This window comes from Pyxidicoccus fallax, assembly GCF_012933655.1.
GTDB lineage: Bacteria > Myxococcota > Myxococcia > Myxococcales > Myxococcaceae > Myxococcus > Myxococcus fallax.
In genome coordinates this window covers 16,899-43,734 of record NZ_JABBJJ010000066.1, presented here as the reverse complement: position 1 = coordinate 43,734, position 26,836 = coordinate 16,899, and the positions used below count along the sequence as shown (strand labels likewise).

The 26,836-nt window shown below is 73.1% G+C and carries 2 protein-coding genes; both read left to right on the top strand.

The features are described 5' to 3' along the window. The first annotated feature begins 16 nt into the window (after window positions 1-16). Window positions 17-10,819 carry a type I polyketide synthase gene (locus HG543_RS16255; protein WP_169345687.1) on the top strand — a complete coding sequence of 3,601 codons (10,803 nt, stop codon included), beginning with the start codon at window positions 17-19 and terminating at the stop codon, window positions 10,817-10,819. Further along, on the top strand, window positions 10,816-26,835 hold the full coding sequence (locus HG543_RS16250; RefSeq protein WP_169345686.1) for a non-ribosomal peptide synthetase/type I polyketide synthase: 16,020 nt from the start codon (window positions 10,816-10,818) through the stop codon (window positions 26,833-26,835). The genes HG543_RS16255 and HG543_RS16250 overlap by 4 nt, the downstream gene beginning before the upstream one ends. Window position 26,836 lies beyond the last annotated feature (1 nt).

The following is a 26,836-nucleotide window of genomic DNA, read 5'->3' as shown; positions in this document are numbered from 1 at the left end:
TGTCAAAGAGACGGGCATGGCGGCGGGGCCGCAGGCGCGCATCGCGCGCAAGGGCATCCAGTCGCTGACGGCGGAAGAGGGCGTGGCGCTGCTGGGCCAGGCGCTGGCACGCGCGGAAGTGCAGCTGGGCGTGGCGCTGCTGGACCTGCCGGCGATTGGCCGCGCGCTGGGCTCGGCGGTGCCTCCGGTCTGGCGGGCGCTGGTGCGCGCTCCCGCGCCCCAGACCTCGACTGGCGCCAAGGACACATGGGCGGCGCGGCTCGCGGGACAGCCCGCGGCGCGTCGTGCCGAAGAGGTGCGCGCGGCCGTGCGTGCGGATGTCGCGCGCGTGCTGTCGCTGAGCACGGCGGGCGCGGTACCGACCGACCGGCCGATGCAGGAGCTGGGGCTCGACTCGCTCATGGCGGTGGAGCTGCGCAACGCGCTCGGTCGTCGCGTGGGTACATCACTGCCCGCGACACTGGCCTACGACTACCCGACCGTCGATGCGCTCACGAAGTGGCTGTTGGACGAAGTCCTCGTCATGAACGAGCCCGAGACCCGGTCGTCCAAGGCCGCTTCCCGGGCGACGTCTGACGAGCCCATCGCCATCGTCGGCATGGGCTGCCGCTTCCCGGGTGGCATCAGCGATCCGGAGTCCTTCTGGCGGCTGCTCGACAACGGCATCGATGCCACCACCGAGGTGCCGCGCACGCGCTGGGACGTGGACGCGCTATACGACCCGAACCCGGATGCGCCCGGAAAGGTGACGACGCGCTCGGGTGCCTTCCTGTCGGACATCGACCAGTTCGACCCCGCGTTCTTCGGCATCTCGCCCCGCGAGGCGGCGGCGATGGACCCGCAGCAGCGCCTGCTGCTGGAGACGAGCTGGGAGGCGCTGACGCGTGCCGGCCTGCCGCCCGAGCGGCTGATGGGCAGCGACACCGGCGTGTTCGTGGGCCTCACGTACCAGGAGTACGCCACGCTCGGTGGCGGGCTGGAGTCGTTCGACGGCTACGTCGCCACCGGCAATACGGCCAGCGTCGCTTCGGGCCGAATCTCGTACGTGCTCGGACTCAAGGGCCCGAGCCTGACGGTGGATACGGCGTGCTCGTCGTCGCTGGTGACGGTGCACCTGGCCTGCCAGTCGCTGCGCAACGGCGAGTGCTCCACGGCGCTGGCCGGCGGCGTGGCGGTGATGCTGACGCCCGCGTCCTTCGTCGAGTTCAGCCGGCTGCGTGGGTTGTCGCCGGACGGGCGCTGCAAGGCCTTCGCGGCGGGCGCCGACGGTGTGGGCTGGGGCGAGGGCTGCGGCATGATCGTCCTCAAGCGACTGAGCGACGCGCAGCGGGATGGCGACCCCATCCTCGCGGTGATTCGTGGCTCGGCGGTGAACCAGGACGGGCGTAGCAACGGCCTGACGGCGCCCAATGGTCCGTCGCAGCAGGCCGTCATCCGCCGTGCGCTGGAGCTGGCCGATGTGAGCCCGGCGGAGCTGGACTACGTCGAGTGCCACGGCACGGGCACGACGCTGGGCGACCCGATTGAAGTGCAGGCCCTGGGCGCGGTGCTGGCTCCGGGGCGTCCCGCCGAGAAGCCGGTGGTCATCGGCTCGGTGAAGTCGAACCTGGGGCACACGCAGGCGGCGGCGGGCGTGGCGGGCATCATGAAGGTGGTGCTGTCGCTGCGGCATGGGCGCATCCCGAAGAGCCTGCACTTCGACGCGCCGAGTCCGCACATTCCGTGGGCGGAGCTGCCGGTGAAGGTGGCGGCCGAGCCGGTGGAGTGGCCGCGCAACGGCACGCCGAGGCGCGCGGGTGTCAGCTCGTTCGGCATCAGCGGCACCAATGCGCACGTCGTCCTGGAGGAGGCTCCCGAGGTCGAGCCCATGACGTCGGCGCCGGAGCGTGGCGCCGAGTTGATGGTGCTCTCCGCCAAGAGCGACGCCGCGCTGGACGCGCAGGCCGCACGGCTCGCCGAGCACGTGGCGGCACACTGGGAGCAGGGCCTGGGCGATGTGGCCTTCAGCCTTGCGACGACCCAGGCCAGCATGGAGCAGCGGCTCGCCGTGGTCGCGACGTCGCGCGAAGGCCTGCGTGCCGCCCTGGCAGCCGCCGCACAGGGACAGACGCCCGCGGGAGCGGTGCGCGGCCGGCTGTCCAGCGGTGGCGTGCCGAAGGTGGTGTTCGTCTTCCCGGGCCAGGGCTCGCAGTGGCTGGGCATGGGCCGCAAGCTGCTGGCGGAGGAGCCCGCCTTCCGTGAGGCACTGGAGGCGTGTGACAAGGCCATCCAGGCGGAGGTGGGCTGGTCGCTGCTGAAGGAGCTGGCGGCGGACGAGGGCAGCTCCCAGCTGGGCCGCATCGACGTGGTGCAGCCGGTGCTCTTCGCGGTGGAGGTGGCGCTGGCGGCGCTGTGGCGCGCGTGGGGCGTGGAGCCCGACGCGGTGGTGGGCCACAGCATGGGCGAGGTGGCCGCGGCGTATGTGGCCGGCGCGCTGTCGCTGGAAGACGCGGTGGCCATCATCTGCCGTCGCAGCGTGCTGCTGCGGCGCATCAGCGGCCAGGGCGAGATGGCGGTGGTGGAGCTGTCGCGCGCCGAGGCGGAAGCGGCGCTGGTGGGGTACGAGGACCGGCTGAGCGTGGCGGTGAGCAACAGCCCGCGCTCCACCGTCCTCGCGGGAGACCCGAAGGCGCTGGCGGAGGTACTGGCGGCGTTGGAGGGGAAGGGCGTGTTCTGCCGGCGGGTGAAGGTGGACGTGGCGAGCCACAGCCCGCAGGTGGAGCCGCTGCGTGAGGACCTGCTGGCGGCGCTGAGCCGGCTGGCGCCGAAGCGAGCGACGGTGGCGATGCGCTCGACGGTGACGGGCGAGCTGGTGGAAGGCCCGGAGCTGCTGGCGAACTACTGGGCGGACAACCTCCGTCAGCCGGTGCGCTTCGGGGACGCGGTGCGGGAGCTGCTCGATGGTGGCCACGGGCTCTTCATCGAGATGAGCCCGCACCCCATCCTGACGATGCCGGTGGAGGAGATGCGCCGGGCGTCCGGGAAGGACGGCGCGGCGGTGGGCTCGCTCCGTCGTGGACAGGACGAGCGTGGCGCGCTGCTGGAGACGCTGGGCGCGCTGTGGACGCAGGGCTACCCGGTGGCGTGGGAGCGTCAGTTCCCGACGGGGGGCCGCCGCGTGTCGCTGCCGACCTACGCGTGGCAGCGTGATCGGTACTGGATCGAGACGTCGTCCGGAAGCACGGCGACCGTGAGCCGCCGCGGCCACACGGGCGGACACCCGCTCCTGGGCGAGGCGCAGGCCGTGTCGACGCAGGCGAACATGCGCCTGTGGGAGACGACGCTGGACCTGCAGCGGCTGGCCTGGCTCGGAGACCACCGGGTGCAGGGCGCGGTGGTGCTGCCGGGCGCGGCCTACCTGGAGATGGCGCTGTCGTCCGCGGCCCAGGCCCTGGGTGACGGCCCCCTCGAGGTCTCCAATGCGGTGTTCGCGGAGGCGCTCGCCTTCGCGGCGGACGCGGAAGTGCCGGTGCAGGTGGTGACCACGGAGGAGCAGCCCGGTCGGCTGCGGTTCCAGGTGGCCAGCCAGGTGCCGGGTTCGAGCTCCGCGTCGTTCCGGGTCCACTCCCGTGGCGCACTCCGGTTGGCCCAGGGCGCCGAGGTCCCGGCGAAGCTGGACGTGGCGGGCCTGCGCGCCCGGCTCGGCGCCGGTGTCGCGGCGGGAGGCACGTACGCGCGACTGAGCGAGACGGGGCTCGAGTACGGCCCCGCCTTCCAGGGCATGACCGAGCTGTGGCAGGGCGACGGCGAGGCCCTGGGCCGGGTGAAGCTGCCCGAGGCGGCGGGCTCGGCCACGGCGTACCGGCTGCACCCGGCGCTGCTGGATGCGTGCTTCCACGTGACGGGCGGCGTCTTCGCCAACGAGGGCGAGGGGGCCACCTGGATGCCGGTGGAGGTGGGCTCGCTGCGGCTGTGGCAGCGCCCGGCCGGCGAGCTGTGGTGCCACGCGCGACGCTCGAGCCAGGCGCCGTCCGCTCCGGATCGGCGCAGCGCCGATCTGCGAATCGTGGACGGCAACGGCACTCCCGTGGCCGAGGTCCTGGGCCTGGTCGTGAAGCGGCTGGTCTCCGGCACGAAGCGCCGCGAGGAGGATGACTGGTTCCTGGACCTCGCCTGGGAGACGGCGGCGGTTCCCCCCCGGAAGATCGACTCCGGCCGGTGGCTGCTGCTCGGCGGCGGCGAGGAGCTCGGCGCCCGCGTGCGGAGCGCCCTGGAAGCCGCTGGGCAGGCCGTCGAGCACGCGCCCATCAACGATGTCGGCACGGACGGTCTCCGCGCGCTGTTGATGAAGGCGTTCGGTGGACAGGCTCCGACGGCGGTGGTGCACCTCGGCAGCCTCGAGGCTGGCGGTGTGCTCGATGCGGACTCCGTCGAGACCGCCCTGGGACGTGGCTGCGACAGCGTGCTCGCGACGCTCCAGGCGGTGACGAGCGCGGGCTTCCGCGATGCGCCGCGACTGTGGGTCCTGACCCGCGGCGCGCAGGCGGCGAGCGCCGGTGAACTCCAGGTGACCCAGTCGCCCGTGCTGGGCCTGTGCCGGGTCATCGCGATGGAGCACTCGGAGCTGCGCTGCGCCAGCCTCGACCTCGACCCGTCGCTTCCCGACGGAGAGGTCGATGCGCTCGTGGCCGAGCTGCTGGCCGACGACACCGAGGACGAGCTTGCCTTCCGCGGCGGTGAGCGGCGCGTGGCGCGGCTCGTCCAGAAGCTGCCGGACGGCGAGCGCCGGGAGAAGACCGAGCCCGCGGGTGAGCGTCCGTTCCGGCTCGAAATCGATGAGCCGGGCGTGCTGGACCACCTGGTGCTCCGCGCCACCGAGCGCCGGCCTCCGGGCCCGGGCGAGGTGGAGATCGCCGTCGAGACGGCGGGGCTCAACTTCCTCGACGTGCTGCTGGCCATGGGCGTGATGCCCAACGACGGGCAGGGCGCGGCCCAGCAGGGCCCGATGGTGCTCGGCGGCGAGTGTGCCGGCCGCATCGTCGCGGTGGGCGAGGGGGTGACGGGCCTGTCCGTCGGTCAGCCGGTGATGGCCTTCGCGGGGGGCTCCTTCGCTTCCCACGTCACCACGTCCGCGCTGCAGGTGCTGCCGCGGCCCGCGGGGCTGTCCGCGGTCGAGGCGGCCGCGATGCCCATCGCGTACCTGACGGCCTGGTACGCGCTGGAGCGCGTGGCTCGGCTGAAGAAGGGTGAGCGCGTGCTCATCCACGCGGCCACGGGCGGTGTGGGCCTGGCGGCGGTGCAGTGGGCCCAGCACGTGGGCGCCGAGGTCTACGCCACGGCGGGTACGCCCGAGAAGCGCGCGTACCTGGAGTCGCTGGGCGTCAAGTACGTGAGCGACTCGCGCTCGGACCGGTTCGTCACGGACGTGCGCGCGTGGACGGGCGGCGAGGGCATCGACGTGGTGCTCAACTCGCTCTCCGGTGAGCTCATCACCAAGAGCTTCGAGCTGCTGCGCGACCACGGCCGCTTCGTGGAGCTGGGCAAGCGCGACTACTACGCCAACAACCAGCTCGGCCTGCAGCCGTTCCTCCGCAACCTGTCGTTCTCGCTGGTGGACCTGCGGGGAATGCTGCTCAAGCAGCCGGCCCGCGTGCGCGAGCTGTTCCAGGAGCTCGTCGGTCTGGTCGAGGCGAAGGTGTTCACCGCGCCGCCCATCGCGACGCTGCCCATCGCCCAGGCGCCCGACGCCTTCCGGAAGATGGCTCAGGCGCAGCACCTGGGGAAGCTGGTGCTCGTGGTGGACGGGACGGAGGTGTCCGTCCGCGTCCCGGCCGACTCGCGCGCGACCATTCGCGGCGACGGCAGCTACCTCATCACCGGTGGCCTGGGTGGCCTGGGCCTGAGCGTGGCCGGCTGGCTGGCGCGGAAGGGCGCCGGTCACCTGGTCCTCATGGGACGCTCCGGTGCGTCCACGCCGGAGCAGCAGGCCGCCATCGCGGCGCTGAAGGCGCTGGGCGCGAAGGTGACGGTGGCGAAGGCGGACGTGGCCGAGCGGGCGCAGGTCGAGCGCGTCCTCTCCGACATCGCCGCGTCCGGGATGCCGCTGCGTGGAGTCCTCCACGCCGCCGGTCTGCTGGATGACGGTCTGCTGGTTCAGCAGACGCCGGCACGGCTGCGCAAGGTGATGGCGCCCAAGGTCCAGGGCGCGCTGCACCTGCACACGCTGACGCGCCAGCTGCCGCTGGACTTCTTCGTCCTGTACTCCTCCGGCGCGGGCCTGCTGGGCGCGCCGGGACAGGGCAACTACGCGGCGGCCAACACGTTCCTGGACGCGCTGGCGCACCACCGCCGGGCGCTGGGACTGCCGGCGCTCAGCATCGACTGGGGCACCTTCGCCGAGGTCGGTCTGGCCGCGGCGCAGGAGAACCGGGCGGCGCGCATGGTCTCTCGCGGCGTGCGGAGCCTGACGCCCGACGAGGGCCTCTCCGCCCTGGCGCGGCTGCTGGACAGCGAGCGCGCGCAGGTCGGCGTGGTGCCGCTCGACATCCGGCAGTGGATCGAGTTCTACCCGGCGGCGGCCTCCTCGCGTCGGCTGACGCACCTCGCGGCGGCACAGCGCGCGGGCGCCAGGCGGCCGGCCCGGAGCGGCAATCGCGAGCTGCTGGAGCGGCTCGCCGCCGCCGAGCCTCGCGTGCGGGCGTCCCTGCTGCAGGACAGCCTGGGCGCGCAGGTCTCGCAGGTGCTGCGCCTGCCGGAAGGCCGGCTCGACATCAGCGCGCCGCTGACGAGCCTCGGCATGGATTCGCTGATGGGGCTCGAGCTGCGCAACCGCATCGAGGCCACGCTCGGCATCACCGTGCCGGCGACGCTGCTGTGGACCTATCCCACCGTGGAGGCCCTGACCGAGCACGTGCTGGGACTCCTGAGCTTCAGCGCCACACCCGCGCCCCAGGCTCCCGAGGCCGTGAAGGCGAAGGGCGTCGAGAAGGCGGCGGCTCCGGCCGAAGCCACCCGGGTCCAGGCGGTGAAGGTCGAGGAGCAGGCTCTGGCCATCGACGAGCCCATCGCCATCGTCGGCATGGGCTGCCGCTTCCCCGGCGGCGCGAACTCGCCGGATGCGTACTGGGAATTGCTCGACGCCGGGCGTGACGCCGTCCAGCCGCTCGACGCGCGCTGGCGGCTCGTGGGCGCCCGTCCGAGCGAGGACGCTCCTCGCTGGGCGGGGCTGCTGACCAGCAAGGTCGACAGCTTCGATGCCGCGTTCTTCGGCATCTCACCGCGCGAGGCGCAGTCGCTCGACCCACAGCAGCGCCTGTTGCTGGAGGTCGCCTGGGAGGCGCTGGAGGACGCCAACATCGTCCCGCCGTCGCTCGCGGGCAGCCGCACGGGCGTCTTCGTCGGTGCCGGCTCCAACGACTACCTGCACTTCATCTCGCGCCACCAGACGGCGGACCGGGACGCCTTCAGCACGACCGGCAACATGCTCAGCATCGCGGCCGGACGCCTGTCGTACACGCTGGGCCTGCAGGGCCCGAGCCTGACGCTGGACACCGCGTGCTCGTCGTCGCTGGTGGCCCTGGTCCTCGCGTGCCGCAGCCTGCGGGCCCGGGAGAGCGACCTGGCGCTGGCGGGCGGCGTGAGCATGCTGCTCTCGCCGGACACGATGGAGGCCATGATGCGGACCCAGGCGCTGTCGCCCGAGGGCCGCTGCCGGACCTTCGATGCCGCGGCCAGCGGCTTCGTCCGCGGCGAGGGCTGCGGCCTGGTCGTCCTCAAGCGTCTGAGCGACGCCCAGCGCGACGGGGACCGCATCCTCGCGATGATTCGCGGCTCGGCCATGAATCAGGATGGCCGGTCGACGGGTCTGACGACGCCCAACGTGCTGGCGCAGGAAGCGCTGCTGCGCGAGGCGCTCCAGAGCGCCCGAGTGGACGCGCGTGCCATCGGCTATGTCGAGACGCACGGCACGGGCACCTCCCTGGGTGACCCGATTGAAATCGAAGCGCTGCGCGCCGTGGTGGGACCGGAGCGCGAGGATGGAAGCCGCTGTGTCCTGGGCGCGGTGAAGACGAACCTCGGCCACCTGGAGGCGGCCGCGGGCGTGGCCGGGTTGATCAAGGCGGTGCTGGTCCTTCGGAACGGACGCATCCCGAAGAACCTCAACTTCCGCACCCTCAACCCGCGCATCCGCCTGGAGGGTACGGCGCTGACGCTGGCCACGGAGTCGGTGCCGTGGCCGAGGACGAACCAGCCGCGCCTCGCGGGCGTCAGCGCGTTCGGCCTGAGTGGCACCAACGCGCACGTGCTCCTGGAGGAGGCGCCGGAGGTGGAGACGGCGCCGGCCGCACCGGAGCGCGCGGCGGAGCTGTTCGTGCTGTCGGCGAAGACTCCGGCGGCGCTGGAGGCCCAGGCCGCGCAGCTGGCCGCGCATGTCGAGGCGCGCCCGGAGCTGAGGCTGGGTGACGTGGCCTTCAGCCTGGCCACGACGCGCGCCGCGATGGAGCAGCGGCTCGCCGTGGTGGCCAGCTCGCGCGAGGCGTTGCGCGAGGCGCTGGAGGCCGCGGCCCAGGGTCAGACGCCGTCGGGCGCGGTGCGCGGCACGATGTCGTCGTCGCGTGGCAAGGTGGCGTTCCTGTTCACGGGGCAGGGCGCGCAGGTGGCCGGCATGGGCCGGGGCCTGCACGCGGCCTGGCCTGTGTTCCGCGAGGCGTTCGACCGGTGCGTGGCGCTGTTCGACCGGGAGCTGAAGCTGGAGCGGCCGTTGCGCGAGGTGATGTGGGCCGAGCCGGGCAGCGCGGACGCGGGGCTGCTGGACCAGACGGGCTACACGCAGCCGGCGCTGTTCACGGTGGAGTACGCGCTGTGGGCGCTGTGGCGCAGCTGGGGTGTGGAACCGGAGCTGGTGGCGGGCCACAGCATCGGCGAGCTGGTGGCGGCGCACGTGGCGGGAGTCTTCTCGCTGGAGGACGCGGTGCGGCTGGTGGCCGCGCGCGGGCGGCTGATGCAGGCGCTGCCGTCCGGCGGGGCCATGGTGTCCATCGGCGCCGCGGAGGAGGAGGTCGCGGCGGCGCTGGCGCCATATGCGGAGCAGGTGTCCATCGCGGCGGTGAATGGGCCGAAGCAGGTGGTCATCGCGGGTGCGGCGGAAGCGGTGGGCACCATCTCCTCCGGGTTCTCCGGGCGCGGGGTGCGCACGAAGGCGCTGACGGTGTCGCACGCGTTCCACTCGCCGTTGATGCAGCCGATGCTGGAGGAGTTCGGCCGCATCGCCTCGGCGGTGAAGTACCGCGAGCCGCGGATGCCGGTGGTCTCGAACGTGACCGGCCGCATGGCGGGCGCGGAGTTGGCGACGGCCGGCTACTGGGTGCGCCACGTGCGCGAGGCGGTGCGCTTCGCGGACGGTGTGAAGGCACTTCACGATGCGGGCGCCAGCCTCTTCGTGGAGGTGGGGCCGAAGGCCACGCTGCTGGGGATGGTGCCGTCCTGCATCCCCGAGGCGAAAACGACCCTGGTCGCGTCCCTTCGCACCGCGCGTCCGGAGGCGGAGAGCGTGCTCGAAGCGCTCGGAAGCCTCTGGTCCGCGGGTGGAAAAATCTCGTGGGCTGGCGTTTACACGTCGGGCAACCAGCGTGTGCGGTTGCCAACGTATTCGTGGCAGCGTGAGCGTCACTGGATTGAGATCTCTGCCCGGAGTGCGGCTACCCGTACTCCCCGAGTCCATGCGGCGGGGCACCCGCTGCTCGGTGAGTCGCGGACGGTCTCGATGCAGCCGGGCCTGCGGCTGTGGGAATCGACCGTGGACGCCGAGCGGCTGCCGTGGCTCGGTGACCATCGGCTCGACGGCGAGGTCCAGGTGCCGGGCTCCGCGTTCCTGGAGATGGCGCTGGCCGCGGGAGCCGAGTCGCTGGGCGAGGGCCCCCTGGAAGTCACCGGCGTGGAGCTCGCGCAGGTACTGTCATTCACAGAGGAAGTCGAACTCCCCGTGCAGCTCGCCGCCGTCGAGGAGCAACCCGGACGGCTGCGGTTCCAGGTCGCGAGCCTCGCTCCCGGCGCCGACAAGGCCGCGTGGCGGGTGCATTGCCGCGGAGTGCTGCGCCGGCCCGAGCGCGCGGAGGCTCCGGCTGCCGTGAGCCTCGACGCGGTGGGGAAGGGTGAGGGCGAGACGCTGGCGCAGGTACGGCTCCCCGAGGGGGCCGGCGTGGCCACGCATGACCGGCTGCATCCGGCGCTGCTGGCCGCCTGCTTCCGCGCCGCCACCCGGAGTGAGGCGACGTGGGTGCCGGTGGAGGTCGGCGCGGTGAGGCTGTGGCAGCGCCCCTCGGGCGAGCTGTGGTGCCACGCACGGGCCACCGGGCCGGAGCAGGCGGAGCGGCGGAGCCTGGAATTGCGGCTCGTGGACGGCACCGGCGCGGTGGTCGCGGAGCTCGACGGGCTGGTGCTGCAACGGCTCTCCGAGGGCGCGTCCCGTCGCGACAGCGCCGAGGTGGACCGCGAGCTGCTCGCGCGGCTCGCCACCGCCGAGCCCTCGGAGCAGGTGCGGCTGATGGAGACGTTCCTGAAGACGCAGGTCGCGCAGGTGCTGCGCATCCCGGAGAGCCAGCTCGACGCGGAGGCACAGCTCGCCAGCCTGGGCATGGACTCGCTCCTGGGGCTGGAGCTGCGCAACCGGCTGGAGGCGCGCTTCGGCTTCCCGCTCCCGGTGGACCTGCAGTGGCAGTACCCGACGATTGCGTCGCTGGTCGAGCCGCTCCTCGAGGAGCAGCTCCGTGCGGCGGTGAGATTCGAATCGCAACCGTCGCCGAGCGCGACGAACGAAGAGCGTGAGGAAGGTACGCTGTGACGCTGAAAGAGATTCTGTTCGCCGCGAAGGCTCGTGGCGTGATGCTGCGGGTCGATGGCGAGAACCTCGCGTTCAACGCCCCCAAGGGCGCGCTGACGCCGGAGCTCCGTCAGGCCATCGTCGAGCACAAGGCCGAGCTCATCGCCTTCCTCAAGGCGGGTGACGCCGCCTCCCGCGCGCCCATCCTCCGCCAGCCCCTGGCGGACACGGAGCCGGGCCCGCTGGCCGCGGGCCAGGCCCGGCTCTGGTTCCTCGACCGGCTGGTGCCCGGAAGCGCGCTGTACAACCTCCACTTCGAGCTGCGCATGAAGGGCGTCCTCGACGTGGGGGCACTACGCGCGAGCCTCAGCGCCCTCGTCGAGCGGCACGCGATGCTGCGCGCCATCTTCCCCGAGGTGGAGGGGCGGCCGAGCCTCGTCGTCACTCCCGCCGGGACCTGGGAGCTGCCCGTCATCGACCTGCGCGGCCTCGCCCCCGAGGCCCGCGAGGCGGAGCTGCGCCGGCGCTCGGCGGAGCACGCCGCGGGCCCGTTCGACCTCGCGCGCGGCCCGATGATGCGGACGACGCTGGTCTCGCTGGACACCGAGGACCACGTCCTCCTCGTCAGCCAGCACCACATCATCACCGACGGCTGGTCCAGCGGCGTCTTCTTCCGCGACCTCGCCGAGCTCTACACGGCCTTCCGCGCGGGCACGCGTCCGGCGCTTCCGGAGCTGCCGGTCCGCTTCTCGGACTATGCCCGCTGGCAGGAGACGGCGCTCCAGGGCGACGAGGAGAAGCAGGCGGAGGCCTGGTGGAAGGAGACGCTGGCCGCGCTGCCCCGGCTCGACCTGCCGACACAGCGTTCGCCCGCCAAGGGCCCGTCGTACGCGGGTGATGCGTACTCGTTCGCGCTCCCGGCGGAGCTCTCCGCGAAGCTCAAGGAGCTGGCGGGCCGCGAGTCGTGCACGCTGTACGTCACGCTGCTGACCGTCTGGGCCTCGCTGCTGCACCGCTACACCCAGCAGGCGGACTTCGGCATCGGCACGGCCACCGCGGGCCGAGACCGGAACGAGCTCCGGGAACTCGTCGGCTTCTTCGTCAACACGCTGGTGCTGCGCTGCGACCTGTCGGGCGACCCGGATGGCGTCACCCTGATGCACCGGCTGCGCCGCGTGGCGGAGGACGCGCTCAAGCACCAGGAAGTTCCCTTCGACCGCATCGTGAACGCCGCCGGTGCCTCGCGCGGCCGCGACCTCAACCCACTGTTCCGCGCGAGCTTCGTGCTCGAGAACGTGCACTTCCCGGACTTCAACCTCCCGGGGCTCACGTGCTCCATGAAGACGCAGCGGGCCGACGGCGCCGTCGCGGGCACCGCGAAGTTCGAGCTCGGCCTCACGATGATCGAGTCGCAGGGGGCGCTCTCCGCCACCATCGAGTACGCGACCGACCTGTTCGACGCCGCCACCATCGAGCGCATCGCCGGCCACTTCCGGGTGCTGGCCGAGGGGCTCGTCGCCAACCCGAAGGTCCGGCTGTCCCAGCTGCCGCTCTTGACCGAGGCGGAGCGGCGGCAGCTCCTGGTGACGTGGAACGAGACCGCCGCGGAGTTCCCGCGCGAGCGCTGCATCCACGAGCTGTTCGAGGCCCAGGTCCAGAAGTCGCCGGACGCAGTGGCGCTCGTCTTCGAGGGAAGGCAGCTCACCTATCGCGAGCTGAATGAGCGCGCCAACCAGCTGGCGCATCACCTCCGGGCGCTCGGCGTGGGGCCGGAGGTGCTGGTCGGGCTGTGCGTGGAGCGCTCGCTGGAGATGGTCATCGGCCTCTTCGGCATCCTGAAGGCGGGCGGAGCGTACGTGCCGCTCGACCCGACGTATCCGGCGGACCGCCTGGCCTACATGGTCGACAACGCGCAGGCGCGCGTGCTCGTGACGGAGGCGCGGCTCGCCGAGCGCATGCCGCCGCACTCCGCCCACGTCGTGCGCTTCGATGCCGACGCGGCGGAGCTGGCCGCGCGCCCGGTGACGGACCTCCCGGCGGCGTCGAGCCCCGAGACGCTGGTCCACGTCCTCTACACGTCCGGCTCCACGGGGCGTCCGAAGGGCGTTGAAATCACCCAGCGCTCGGTGCTCAACCTGCTCATGGACGTGGCGCGGCGGACCCGGCTGTCCGCCGAGGACCGGGTGCTCGCGGTCACCAGCCTGTCCTTCGACATCGCGGCGCTCGAGCTCATCCTGCCGTTCCTCGTCGGCGCGCGGGTCGAGGTCGCGTCGCGGATGCTCGGCATGGACGCGCGCGCGCTGCGCCGCCGCCTGGAGGAGTCCGGCGCCACGATGATGCAGGCCACGCCGTCCCGGTGGCAGATCGTCCTCGCCTCCGGCTGGCAGGGCACGCCGACCTTCAAGATTTTGACGGCCGGAGAAGCGGTGACGCCCGAGCTGTGCAACCAGCTCGCCGCGCGCGCCGGTTACGTCCTGAACGGCTACGGCCCCACCGAGACGGCCATCTACTCGTGCGCCCACCCGCTCACCCCGACCGACGGGCTGGTGCCCATCGGCCGGCCCGTGGCGAACACCCGGGTCTACGTGCTGGACCGCGACCTCCAGCCGGTGCCCGTCGGAGTGCCGGGCGAGCTGTACATCGGCGGAATCGGCGTCGCGCGCGGGTACCGCGGACGCCCCGAGCTGACCGCGGAGCGCTTCATCAACGACCCGTTCACCCCGGGTGAGCGGCTCTACCGCACGGGCGACCTCTGCCGCTACCGGCCGGATGGCCTGCTCGACTACCTCGGGCGCATCGACCACCAGGTGAAGATCCGCGGCTACCGGATCGAGCTGGGGGAGATCGAGACCACGCTGAGCTCGCACGCCGCCGTGAAGGCGTGCGTGGTCGTCGCGCGCGAGGACGTACCGGGCGACCGGCGCCTCGTCGCGTACGTGGTGCTCGGTGACAAGAGCACGGACGAGGGCTCGCTGCGCGACCACCTGAAGCAGACGCTGCCGGACCACATGGTGCCGTCGGCGTTCGTGGTGCTCGACGCGCTGCCGCTGTCGCCCAACGGGAAGGTGGATCGCCAGAAGCTGCCGGCGCCGGCCTCCGCCGCGCCCTCGGCCGTGCAGGCGCCCGTGGCTCCGAGGAACGAGCTGGAGCGCACCCTCCAGGCCATCTGGAAGGAAGTGCTCCGCGTGGAGGCGGTGGGCCTCACCGACAACTTCTTCGACGTCGGCGGGCACTCGCTGCTCCTGTCGCAGGTCAGCGCGCTGCTGCACAAGGCGACGGGACGGGAGGTCTCCATCGTCGAGCTGTTCGAGCATCCGACGATTGCCTCCCTGGCCCGGTATCTCGCTCCGGCGTCGGAGACCTCGGCGGCACCGGTCCGTGCCCGCCGTCGCGCCTCCACGTCCGAGTCCGGCGTGGCCATCATCGGCTTCTCCGGCCGCTTCCCCGGCGCGGAGGACCTCGACGCGTTCTGGAAGAACCTCGCGGGCGGCGTGGAGAGCACCTCGTTCTTCACCGAGGAGGAACTCGGCGCGGCCGGCGTGGCGCCGCACCTGCTGAGCGACCCGACCTACGTCAAGGCCAAGGGCGTGCTGCGCGGGGCGGACGAGTTCGACGCATCCTTCTTCAAGTACAGCCCCCGTGAGGCCGCGCAGATCGACCCGCAGCACCGGGTCTTCCTGGAGTGTGCCTGGGAGGCGCTGGAGAGCGCCGGCACCATCCCCGAGGCGAACGGCCCGCGCATCGGCGTCTTCGCCGGTGCCAGCGGCATCAACGGCCTGCGGATGCACGAGTCTCGCGCGGCCAACGTCGGCGAGTTCCTCCAGTCGTACTACTCGACGGGCGCCGACTTCCTCGCCACCCGTGTGTCCTACAAGCTCGACCTCAAGGGCCCGAGCCTCACGGTGCAGACGGCGTGCTCGACGTCGCTGGTCGCGGTGCACCTCGCGTGCCGCAGCCTGCTGGACGGGGAGTGCGAGATGGCGCTCGCGGGCGGCGTCTCCATCACGCTGCCCCTGGTCACCGGTTATCCGTACCAGGAGGGGTTGATCCTCTCGCCCGACGGGCACTGCCGCGCCTTCGACGAGAAGGCGCAGGGCACGCTCTTCGGTAACGGCGTGGGCGTGGTCCTGCTCAAGCGCCTGGAGGACGCGCTGGCGGATGGGGACACCATCCACGCCGTCATCCGGGCTTCGGCCATCAACAACGACGGCGCGGCGAAGGTCGGCTACACCGCGCCGAGCGTGGCGGGCCAGGCCGAGGTCATCTCCCAGGCGCTCGCCGCGGCGAACGTCACGCCGGAGGACATCGGCTACGTGGAGGCGCACGGCACGGCGACTCCGCTGGGCGACCCCATCGAGGTCGCCGCGCTGACGCGCGTGTTCCGGCAGAGCACCCAGCGCAAGGGCTTCTGCGCGCTCGGCACGGTGAAGTCCAACTTCGGGCACCTGGACGCCGCAGCGGGCATCGCGGGCCTGCTCAAGGCGGTCCTCAGCCTGAAGCACCGGCAGATTCCCCCGAGCCTCCACTTCGAGCGCCCCAACCCGAACCTCGGGCTGGCGGACAGCCCGTTCTATGTGAGCACCCAGCTCACCGACTGGCCGTCGACCGGGAAGTCGCCCCGGCGCGCCGGGGTGAGCTCGTTCGGGATTGGCGGCACCAACGCGCACGTGGTCGTGGAGGAGGCGCCGGAGGTGAAGGCAGCCCCGTCGGCGCCCGAGCGCGCGGCGGAGCTGTTCGTGCTGTCGGCGAAGACCGCCTCCGCGCTGGATGCGCAGGCGGCGCGGTTGGCCGCGCACGTGAAGGAGAATCCGGAGCAGGGCCTGGGCGACGTGGCCTTCAGCCTGGCCACGACGCGCGCCGCGATGGAGCAGCGGCTCGCCGTGGTGGCCAGCTCGCGCGAGGCGCTGCTCGAGACGCTGGATGCGGCCGCGAAGGGCGAGACGCCGACGGGCGTGGTGCGCGGCGCGACCTCCTCGGTGCGCGGCAAGGTGGCATTCCTGTTCACGGGGCAAGGGGCGCAGGTGGCCGGCATGGGCCGGGGCCTGCACGCGGCCTGGCCTGCCTTCCGCGAGGCGTTCGACCGGTGCGTGGCGCTGTTCGACGGGGAGCTGAAGCTGGAGCGGCCGCTGCGCGAGGTGATGTGGGCCGAGCCGGGCAGCGCGGACGCGGGGCTGCTGGACCAGACGGGCTACACGCAGCCGGCGCTGTTCACGGTGGAGTACGCGCTGTGGGCGCTGTGGCGCAGCTGGGGCGTGGAGCCGGAGTTGGTGGCGGGCCACAGCATCGGCGAGCTGGTGGCGGCGCACGTGGCGGGAGTCTTCTCGCTGGAGGACGCGGTGCGGCTGGTGGCCGCGCGTGGGCGGCTGATGCAGGCGCTGCCCTCGGGTGGAGCCATGGTGTCCATCGCCGCGGCCGAGGAGGAAGTCGCGGCGGCGGTGAAGCCGCACGCAGCGACGGTGTCCATCGCGGCGGTGAACGGGCCGAAGCAGGTGGTCATCGCGGGAGAAGCGGAGGCGGTGAAGGCCATCGCGGCGGAGTTCTCCGGGCGCGGGGTGCGCACGAAGGCGCTGACGGTGTCGCACGCGTTCCACTCGCCACTCATGGCCCCGATGTTGGCGGGCTTCCAGCAGGTGGCGGAGAAGGTGAAGTACCAGGCGGCGACGCTGCCCTTGGTGAGCAACGTCAGCGGGAAGCTGGCGGGCGGGGAGGTGGGGACGGCGGCGTACTGGGTGCGCCACGTGCGCGAGGCGGTGCGCTTCGCGGATGGAGTGAAGGCGCTGGACGAGGCGGGCGCGGGCGTCTTCGTGGAAGTGGGCCCGAAGGCGACGCTGCTGGGAATGGTGCCCGCGTGCCTGCCGGAGGCGAAGCCGGAGGTGGTGGCATCGCTGCGCAGCGGGCGTGACGAGGCGGCGAGCATCCTCGAGGGGCTCGCCGGCTTCTGGGCCACGGGAGGCGCGCCGCGCTGGGCGAGTGTGTTCCCGTCGGGCGGCCAGCGGGTGCGGCTGCCGACGTATTCGTGGCAGCGCGAGCGCTTCCAGGTGGTGTCGTCCGAGGCCTCGGTGGCGCAGGCTGGAGAGCCGACGGGCCATCCGCTGCTGGGAGTGAAGCTGCCGGTCGCCGGGACGCGGGCGGTGTTCGAGTCCGTGGTGGGACTGGACACGCAGGGGTGGCTGGGAGACCACCGGGTCGCGGGACAGACGGTGGTGCCGGGAGCGGCCATCGCGGAGCTGGTGCGCGCGGCGGCCTCGCATGAGGCGACCGGCCCGGTGCACGTCACGGGCCTCGTGCTGCAGGCGCCGTTGATGCTCGCGGAGAAGGGGGCCCGGCGCCTCCAGGTGGTGCTCACCGAGACGGAAGGCGTGCTGAACGCCGCCGTGTACAGCCGGCCCGCCGAGGGCGGCTCGGGCACGGGCTGGACCCAGCACGCGACGGCGACGGTGTCCTCGAAGGAGACCGTGGCGTCTCCGCTGGACCTCGCCGGTGCGCGGGCCCGCTGTGCCGAGGCACTGGACGTGGCCGCGACGTACGCGACCATCGCCCAGCGGGGCCTGGCGTACGGCCCGGCCTTCCAGGGCATGCGCTCGCTGTGGCGCGGTGAGAGCGAGGCGCTCGCCGAGATTGTCCTGCCGGAGAGCGCACGGGCGGAGGGCTACGGGGTGCACCCCGCGCTGCTCGACGCCGCGTTGCAGGCCGTGGCGGCGGCGACGCCTGCCTCGGAGAAGGAAGAGCTGTTCCTGCCGTTCGAGATTGGCGGCTTCTTCGTCCACCAGCCGGGCGCGGAAGCAGCCTGGGTGCATGTCCGCCTGCAGCGCGGCGCGGGCGTGATGGCGGACGTCACACTGACCGATGCCTCCGGAACCGTGGTCGCGGAGGTGAAGGAGCTGCGCTTCCGTCAGGCCGACAAGGAAGCGCTGCGCCGGGTGAAGCGCGATGCGCCCGTCGAGGCCTTCTACCGCCTGGAGTGGCGCGAGACGCCGCTGGCCGAGGCGCCGCCGGTCCGCGCCGAGGGCAGCTGGGTGGTCGTCGCCTCGCCGGAGTCGAGCCTCGCCTCGGAGCTGGTGGCACGGCTGGGGCGCGGCGTCGTCGTTCCGCCCTCGGGGGTGGCGGCGGCGCTGGCGGCCGAGTCCGCCGTCGCCGGAGTCGTGTGCTTGTGGCAGGGCCGGACCGGAGAGGCCGCGCCCGTGGCGGCGCAGCGGGTCGCGGCCGAAGGGCTCGCGGTGGTGCAGGCGCTGCGAGGCGGAAAGCCGGTCCGGCTGTGGTGGGTGACGCCGGGCGCGGTGGCGGTCGAGTCCGACGAAGCCGTGGACGTCGCGACGGCGACGGCGTGGGGCCTGGGCCGCACCGTGTCGCAGGAGCACCCGGAGCTGGGCTGCACGCTGGTGGATGTGACGCCGGGCGCCGGCGCGGTCGATGCGCTGGTGCGTGAGTTCGGCTCGGGCAGCGATGAGAACCAGGTCGCCTGGCGCGGGGGGCGCCGCCACGCCGCGCGGCTGGTCCGCGCGAAGTCGGCCGACGATGCCATGCCCGGCACCGAGGACTACCAGCTCCAGACCCGCCGGAAGGGCACGCTCGATGCGCTGCACCTGGCGCCCGCGGAATGCCGGGCTCCGGCACCGGGCGAGGTGCAGCTCGAGGTCCGCGCCTCGGGCCTCAACTTCCGCGATGTCCTCAACGCGCTCGGCATGTACCCGGGCGAGGCCGGGCCGCTCGGCAGCGAGTGCGCCGGCGAGGTGGTGGCCATCGGCGAGGGCGTCCAGGGACTCTCCGTGGGCGACGCGGTGATGGCCATGGCCCCCGGGACGTTCCGGCGGTTCGTGACGGTGGACGCGCGGCTCGTCGCGCCCGTGCCCGCGGGCCTGTCCTTCGAACAGGCCGCGACGATTCCCATCGCCTTCCTGACCGCGTGGTACGCGCTGCACGACCTGGGCGCGCTGAAGCCCGGCGAGCGCCTGCTGGTGCATGCGGCGGCCGGCGGCGTGGGCATGGCGGCCGTGCAGATTGGCCGGATGCTGGGCGCCGAGGTGGTGGCCACCGCCAGCCCCTCGAAGTGGGACGTGGTGCGCTCGCTGGGCGTGACACAGCTCGCCAGCTCGCGCACGGTGGAGTTCGCCAGTGCGCTGCGGCAGGCCAGTGGCGGCAAGGGCGTGGACGTGGTGCTGAACGCGCTGGCCGGCGAGTTCGTGGACGCCAGCCTGTCGCTGCTGTCGGCCGGCGGTCGCATGCTCGAGATGGGCAAGACCGACCTGCGCGACCCGGCCGCGGTCGCCGCGAAGTACCCGGGCGTGAGCTACCAGGTCTTCGACATGGCGGACGCCGGTCCGGTCCGCATCGGCGAGATGTTGGCGGCGATCTCCGCCGCCTTCGCCGCGGGCCACCTGCGCCCGCACCCGGTGAAGACCTTCCCCATCACCGAAGCGGAGACCGCCTTCCGGTTCATGGGACAGGCGAAGCACGTGGGCAAGCTCGCGCTCATGCCGCCGCGCCCGAGCCGGCCTCCCGCGAACGGCTCCGTGCTGGTCACGGGAGGGCTGGGCGCGCTCGGCCTGCACGTGGCGAAGTGGCTGGCGACCGAGGGCGCCGCGCATCTGGTGCTCACCGGGCGTCGCGGCCTGGAGACGCCGGGCGCGGCCGAGGCGGTGGCGGAGCTGGAGAAGCTCGGCGCCCGCGTGACGGTGGCCGCGGTGGACGTGGCGGACCGGCAGGGGCTCGCGGCGGTGCTGCGGGCGCTTCCGGCGGAGCTGCCGCTGCGCGGCGTCATCCATGCGGCGGGCGTGCTGGATGACGGCGTGCTGGCGGAGCAGAACGCGGAGCGCTTCGCGCGGGTGCTGGCCCCGAAGGTGGACGGCACGTGGAACCTGCACGAGCTGACGGCGTCGGCGGACCTCGCGTTCTTCGTGATGTTCTCGTCGGTCTCCGGGCTGCTCGGCGCGGCGGGACAGAGCAACTACGCGGCGGCGAACACGTTCCTGGACGCGCTGGCGGCGCACCGCCGTTCGCGCGGGCTGCCGGCGCAGAGCCTGGCCTGGGGCGCGTGGGCCGAGGGCGGCATGGCGTCGGGCAACCAGGCTCGCCTGGCGCGCAAGGGCATCCAGGCGCTGACGGCCGCCGAGGGCGTGGCGCTGCTGGGCCAGGCGCTGTCGCGGTCCGAGGAGCAGCTCGCGGTCGTACGGCTGGACCTGGAGGCCACCGGTCGGGCCCTGACGTCGGGCTCGGCGGTGCCTCCGCTCTGGCGGGCGCTGGTGCGCGCGTCGGCGCCGCAGGGCACGGGAAGCACCAAGGAGACGTGGTCGGCGCGCCTCGCGGGGCTGCCGCCGGCACGCCGCGCCGAGGAGGTGAGGGCCGCCGTGAGGGCCGAGGTCGCCCGCGTGCTGTCGCTCGACACGGTGCCGGCTGACAGGCCAATGCAGGAGCTGGGGCTCGACTCGCTCATGGCGGTGGAGCTGCGCAACGCGCTCGGCCGCCGGGTCGGTGCTTCGCTGCCGGCGACGCTGGCGTTCGACTATCCGACCGTCGACGCGCTCACCCAGTGGCTGCTCCAGGACATCCTCGTGGTGAAGGAGGCCGAGGCGCCTCGTCCGGTCACCGCGGCTCCGAGGGCGTCCTCCGACGAGCCCATCGCCATCATCGGCATGGGCTGCCGCTTCCCCGGCGGTGTCAGCGACCCGGAGTCGTACTGGCGGCTGCTCGATGAGGGCCTCGACGCCATCACCGAGGTGCCGCGCACGCGCTGGGACGTGGACGCGCTGTACGACCCGAACCCGGATGCGCCCGGAAAGATGGCGACGCGCTCGGGCGGCTTCCTTTCGGACATCGACCAGTTCGACCCCGCGTTCTTCGGCATCTCGCCGCGCGAGGCGACGGCGATGGACCCGCAGCAGCGCCTGCTGCTGGAAACGAGCTGGGAAGCACTGGAGCGCGCGGGCCTGTCGCCCGAGAAGCTGATGGGCAGCGACACCGGCGTGTTCGTCGGCCACATCTACCGGGAGTACGCCACGCTCGGCGGCGGGGGCCTCGAGGCGCTCGATGGCTACGTGGGCAGTGGCGCGGCGGCGAGCGTGGCGTCGGGACGCATCTCGTACGTGCTCGGACTGAAGGGCCCGAGCCTGACGGTGGACACGGCGTGCTCGTCGTCGCTGGTGACGGTGCACCTGGCCTGCCAGGCGCTGCGCAACGGCGAGTGCTCCACGGCGCTGGCCGGCGGCGTGGCGGTGATGCTGACGCCCGCGTCCTTCGTCGAGTTCAGCCGGCTGCGCGGGCTGGCGCCGGACGGACGCTGCAAGCCCTTCGCGGCGAGCGCCGACGGCGCGGGCTGGAGCGAAGGCTGCGGCATGATCGTCCTCAAGCGGCTGAGCGATGCGCAGCGGGATGGCGACCCCATCCTCGCGGTGATTCGCGGCACGGCGGTGAACCAGGACGGTCGCAGCAATGGCCTGACGGCACCGAATGGCCCGTCGCAGCAGGCGGTCATCCGCCGCGCGCTGGAGCAGGCGGGACTGACTCCGGCCGACGTGGACTACGTCGAGTGCCACGGCACGGGCACGAAGCTGGGCGACCCGATTGAAGTGCAGGCCCTGGGCGCGGCGCTGGCGCCGGGGCGTGCCGCCGACAAGCCGGTGGTCATCGGCTCGGTGAAGTCCAACATCGGCCACACCCAGTCGGCGGCGGGTGTCGCGGGCATCATCAAGGTGGTGCTGTCGCTGCGGCACGGGCGCATCCCGAAGAGCCTGCACTTCGACGCGCCGAGCCCGCACATTCCGTGGGCGGAGCTGCCGGTGAAGGTGGCGGCCGAGCCGGTGGAGTGGCCGCGCAACGGCACGCCGAGGCGCGCGGGCGTCAGCTCGTTCGGCATCAGCGGAACGAACGCGCACGCGGTGCTGGAGGAGGCGCCCATGGCGCCGTCGGCACCCGCGGCACCCGCGCGCGCGACGGAGCTGTTCGTGCTGTCGGGCAAGAGCCAGGGGGCGCTGGAGGCACAGGCGGCGCAGCTGGCGAAGCGCGTGGAGGCGAATCCGGAGCAGGGCCTGGGCGACGTGGCCTTCAGCCTCGCCACGACGCGTGCGCCGATGGACCAGCGGCTCGCCGTGGTGGCCGGCTCGCGTGACGGGCTGCGCGCCGCGCTGGAAGCGGTCGCGAAGGGACAGACGCCCGTCGGAGCGGTGCGTGGACGGTTGCCCATCGGTGGCGTGCCGAAGGTGGTGTTCGTCTTCCCGGGCCAGGGCTCGCAGTGGCTGGGCATGGGCCGCAAGCTGCTGGCCGAGGAGCCCGCCTTCCGTGAAGCACTGGAGGCGTGTGACAAGGCCATCCAGGCGGAGGTGGGCTGGTCGCTGCTGAAGGAGCTGGCGGCGGACGAGAGCACCTCCCAGCTGGGCCGCATCGACGTGGTGCAGCCGGTGCTCTTCGCGGTGGAGGTGGCGCTGGCGGCGCTGTGGCGCGCGTGGGGCGTGGAGCCGGACGCGGTGGTGGGCCACAGCATGGGCGAGGTGGCGGCGGCGTACGTGGCCGGCGCGCTGTCGCTGGAAGACGCGGTGGCCATCATCTGCCGTCGCAGCGTGCTGCTGCGCCGCATCAGCGGCCAGGGTGAGATGGCCGTGGTGGAGCTGTCGCGCGCCGAGGCCGAGGCGGCGCTGGTGGGGTACGAGGACCGGCTGAGCGTGGCGGTGAGCAACAGCCCGCGCTCGACGGTGCTTGCCGGCGACAGCACGGCCCTGGCCGAAGTCCTGACCCTGCTGGAGGCGAAGAAGGTCTTCTGCCGGCGGGTGAAGGTGGACGTGGCGAGCCACAGCCCGCAGGTGGACCCGTTGCGTGAGGACCTGCTGGCCGCGCTGCGCCAGCTGGCTCCGAAGCAGGCGACCGTCGCGATGCTCTCGACGGTGACGGGCGAGCTGCTGGAGGGCGGGGAGCTGGTGGCGAGCTACTGGGCGGACAACCTCCGTCAGCCGGTGCGCTTCGGCGACGCGGTGAAGGAGCTGCTCGATGGCGGTCACGGGCTCTTCATCGAGATGAGCCCGCACCCCATCCTGACGATGCCGGTGGAGGAGATCCGCCGGGCATCCGGGAAGGACGGCGCGGCCCTGGGGTCGCTGCGTCGCGGGCAGGACGAGCGGAGCGCGCTGCTGGAGACGCTGGGCGCGCTGTGGACGCAGGGCTACTCGGTGGCGTGGGAGCGACAGTTCCCGGCCGGATGCCGGCGCGTGGCACTGCCGACCTACGCGTGGCAGCGCGAGCGGTACTGGGTCGAGGCCCAGGTCAGCGTCGTCACGGGCGCGGGTCGCCGGGGCCATGCGGGCGGACATCCGCTCCTGGGCGAGGGCCTGACGATCTCGACGCAAGCGGGCACGCGCCTGTGGGAGACGACGCTGGACGTACAGCGGCTGCCGTGGCTCGGAGACCACCGGGTCCAGGGCGCGGTGGTGCTCCCGGGCACGGCCTATCTGGAGATGGCGCTGTCGTCCGGCGCCGAGGCGCTGGGCGACGGTCCGCTCGAGCTCGCCAACGTGGTGTTCGCCGATGCCCTGACCCTCGCGAGCGACGCGGCGGTCCAGGTGCAGGTGGTGACCACGGAGGAGCAGTCCGGACGGCTGCGGTTCCAGGTGGCCAGTCGGGCTTCGGGCTCGGGCGCGACGTCCTTCCGGGTGCGTGCTCGCGGCGCGCTGCGACGCGCCCAGGGCGCGGAGGCCCCCGCGAAGCTGGACGTGGCCGCCCTGCGCGCCCGTCTCGGCGCCGGTGTCGCGGCGACGGAGACGTACGCGAAGCTGAGCGCGACGGGGCTCGAGTACGGCCCCGCCTTCCAGGGCATGACCGAGCTGTGGCGCGGCGAGGGCGAGGCCCTGGGCCGGGTGCAGCTGCCCGAGGCGGCGGGCTCGGGCACGGCGTACCGGCTGCATCCGGCGCTGCTGGATGCGTGCTTCCACGTGACGGGTGGCATCTTCGCCAGCGAGGGCGAAGGGGCCACCTGGATGCCGGTGGAGGTGGGCTCGCTGCGGCTGTGGCAGCGCCCGTCCGGTGAGCTGTGGTGCCACGCACGGCGTGTCGACGGCGGCACGGAGACCGTGGACCGTCGCGGTGTGGACCTGCGCATCGTGGATGCCACGGGCGCGGTGGTCGCCGAGCTCTCCGGGCTGGTCGTCCAGCGGCGGTCAGAGGTCGCGGTCCGGCGCGAGGAGGACAACACGTTCCTGGAGCTGGACTGGGAGCGTGCCGCTGTCGGCAAGCCCCGGCTGACGGCGGGCCGCTGGCTGCTCCTGGGCGGCGGTGCGTTCGGAGAGGCGCTGCGTTCGGCGCTGGAGGCCGCGGGTCACGCCGTCAAGCTCGCGCCTGTCGACGAGGCCAGCAGCACGGGCCTCCGCTCGGTGATGGCGAATGCGTTCGGCGGGCAGGCGCCGACGGCGGTGGTGCACCTCGGCAGCCTCGACGCGGGTCGTGGGCTCGACCTCGCGACGGTGGAGGCGGCGCTGGTGCGCGGTGGCGACAGCGTGCTCGCCACGGTGCAGGCGGTGACGAGCGCGGGCTTCCGCGATGCGCCTCGGCTGTGGGTGCTGACGCGCGGGGCGCAGGCGGTGGGCGCCGGTGAGGTCTCCGTGGCGCAGGCGCCCGTGCTGGGCCTGTGCCGCACCCTCGCCATGGAGCACATGGACCTGCGCTGCGCGAGCGTCGACCTCGACCCGTCGCTTCCCAATGGAGAGGTCGATGCGCTCGTGGCCGAGCTGCTGGCCGACGACGCCGAGGACGAGATTGCCTTCCGCGGCGGTGAGCGGCGCGTGGCACGGCTCGTCCAGAAGGCGCCCGAGGGCACGCGCCGCGAGAAGCTCGAACCGGCGGGGCAGCGTGCCTTCCGGCTGGAGAGCGACGAGCCGGGCGTGCTCGAACATCTGGTGCTCCGCGCCACCGAGCGCCGGCCTCCGGGCCCGGGCGAGGTGGAGATCGCCGTCGAGGCGGCGGGGCTCGGCTTCCTCGACGTGCTGCTGGCCACGGGCGTGGTCCGCGACGACGCGCGGGGCCCGACGGTGCTCGGGGGCGAGTGCGCCGGCCGCATCGTCGCCGTGGGCGAGGGTGTGACGGGGCTGTCCGTGGGGCAGCCCGTCATCGCCCTGGCGAACGGCGCCGTGGCCTCGCATGTGACGACTTCGGCGGTGCAGGTGCTGCCGCGTCCGTCGGGGCTGTCCGCGGTCGAGGCCGCGGCGATGCCCATTGCCTGCGTGACGGCCTGGTACGCGCTGGCGCGCGTGGCGCGGCTGCAGAAGGGTGAGCGCGTGCTCATCCATGCGGCCACCGGTGGCGTGGGGCTGGCGGCGGTGCGCTGGGCCCAGCACGTGGGCGCCGAGGTCTACGCCACGGCGGGCACGCCCGAGAAGCGCGCGTACCTGGAGTCGCTGGGCATCAAGTACGTGAGTGACTCGCGCTCGGACCGGTTCGTCACGGACGTGCGCGAATGGACGGGAGGCGAGGGCGTCGACGTGGTGCTCAACTCGCTCTCCGGCGAGCTCATCGACCGGAGCTTCGAGTTGCTGCGCGACGACGGCCGCTTCGTGGAACTGGGCAAGCGGGACAGCCAGCTCGGCCTGCCTCCGTTCCTGAGGAACCTGTCGTTCTCGCTGGTGGACCTGCGGGGCATGCTGCTCAAGCAGCCCGCCCGCGTGCGCGCGCTGTTCGAGGAGGTCTCCCGCCTCTTCGAGGCGAAGGTCTTCACCGCGCCGCCCATCACCTCGCTGCCCATCTCCCAGGCCCCCGAGGCCTTCCGGAAGATGGTGCAGGCGCAGCACCTGGGGAAGGTGGTGCTGACGGTGGACGGGGCGGAGGTGCGCATCCGCGTCCCGGCCGTATCGGGCGCGTCCATCCGGAGCGATGGCAGCTACCTCGTCACCGGTGGCCTGGGAGGCCTGGGCCTGGGCGCGGCCGGCTGGCTGGCACAGCAGGGCGCCGGTCACCTGGTCCTCGTGGGGCGCACCGGCGCGTCCACGCCGGGGCAGCAGGCCGCCATCGCGGCGCTGAAGGCGCTGGGCGCGAAGGTGACGGTGGCGAAGGCGGACGTGGCCGAGCGGGCACAGCTCGAGCGCGTCCTGGCCGACATCGCCGCGTCTGGAATGCCGCTGCGCGGAGTCCTCCACGCCGCCGGTGTGGCGGATGACGGACCGCTGGCGCAGCAGACGCAGTCGCGGCTGCGCAAGGTGATGGCGCCCAAGGTCCGTGGCGCACTGCACCTGCACGAGCTGACGCGCCAGGCGCGGCTGGACTTCTTCGTCCTGTACGCCTCCGGCGCGGGCCTGCTGGGCTCGCCACAGCAGGGCACGGCGTCCGCGGCCAACGCGTTCCTGGACGCGCTGGCGCACCACCGCCGGGCACAGGGGCTGCCGGCGCTCGGCATCGACTGGGGCACCTTCGCCGAGGTGGGTATGGCCGCGGCGCAGGAGAGCCGCGGCGTCCGCGGCCTGAGTCCCGGCGAGGGACTCACGGCGCTGGCGCGGCTGCTGGACAGCGAGCGCGCGCAGGTCGCCGTGGTGCCGCTCGACATCCGGCGGTGGGTGGAGTTCTTCCCGGCGGCGGCGTCCTCGCGCAGGTTGTCGCGCCTGGCCGCGGCGCAGCGTTCGCGCACGGGCAGGGGGGAGGGGAACCGCGACCTGCTCCAGCGGCTGGCCGCGGCGGACCCTCGCACGAAGGTGGCGCTGGTGCAGGACTGCATCGGCGCGCACGTCGCGCAGGTGCTGCGCCTGCCGGAGGCCCGGCTCGACATGGGCGCGCCGCTGACGAGCCTCGGCATGGACTCGCTGATGGGGCTCGAGCTGCGCAACCGCATCGAGGCCGCGCTCGGCATCACCGTGCCGGCGACGCTGCTGTGGACCTACCCCACGGTGGCGGCGCTCAGTGAGCACCTGGTTCGACTCGTGGGCGGCCCCGGGGCCGCCGAAGTGACGCCTCCACCGGCACCGGAGCCGGAGAAGGCGCCCACGCAGATAGCTCAGGAAGTCGCGCAGCTCGACGAGGCCGGACTGCTCGCGCTGCTGGATGAAGAGTTCGCTCTCGCGAAGAGGAAGAGGAAGTAAT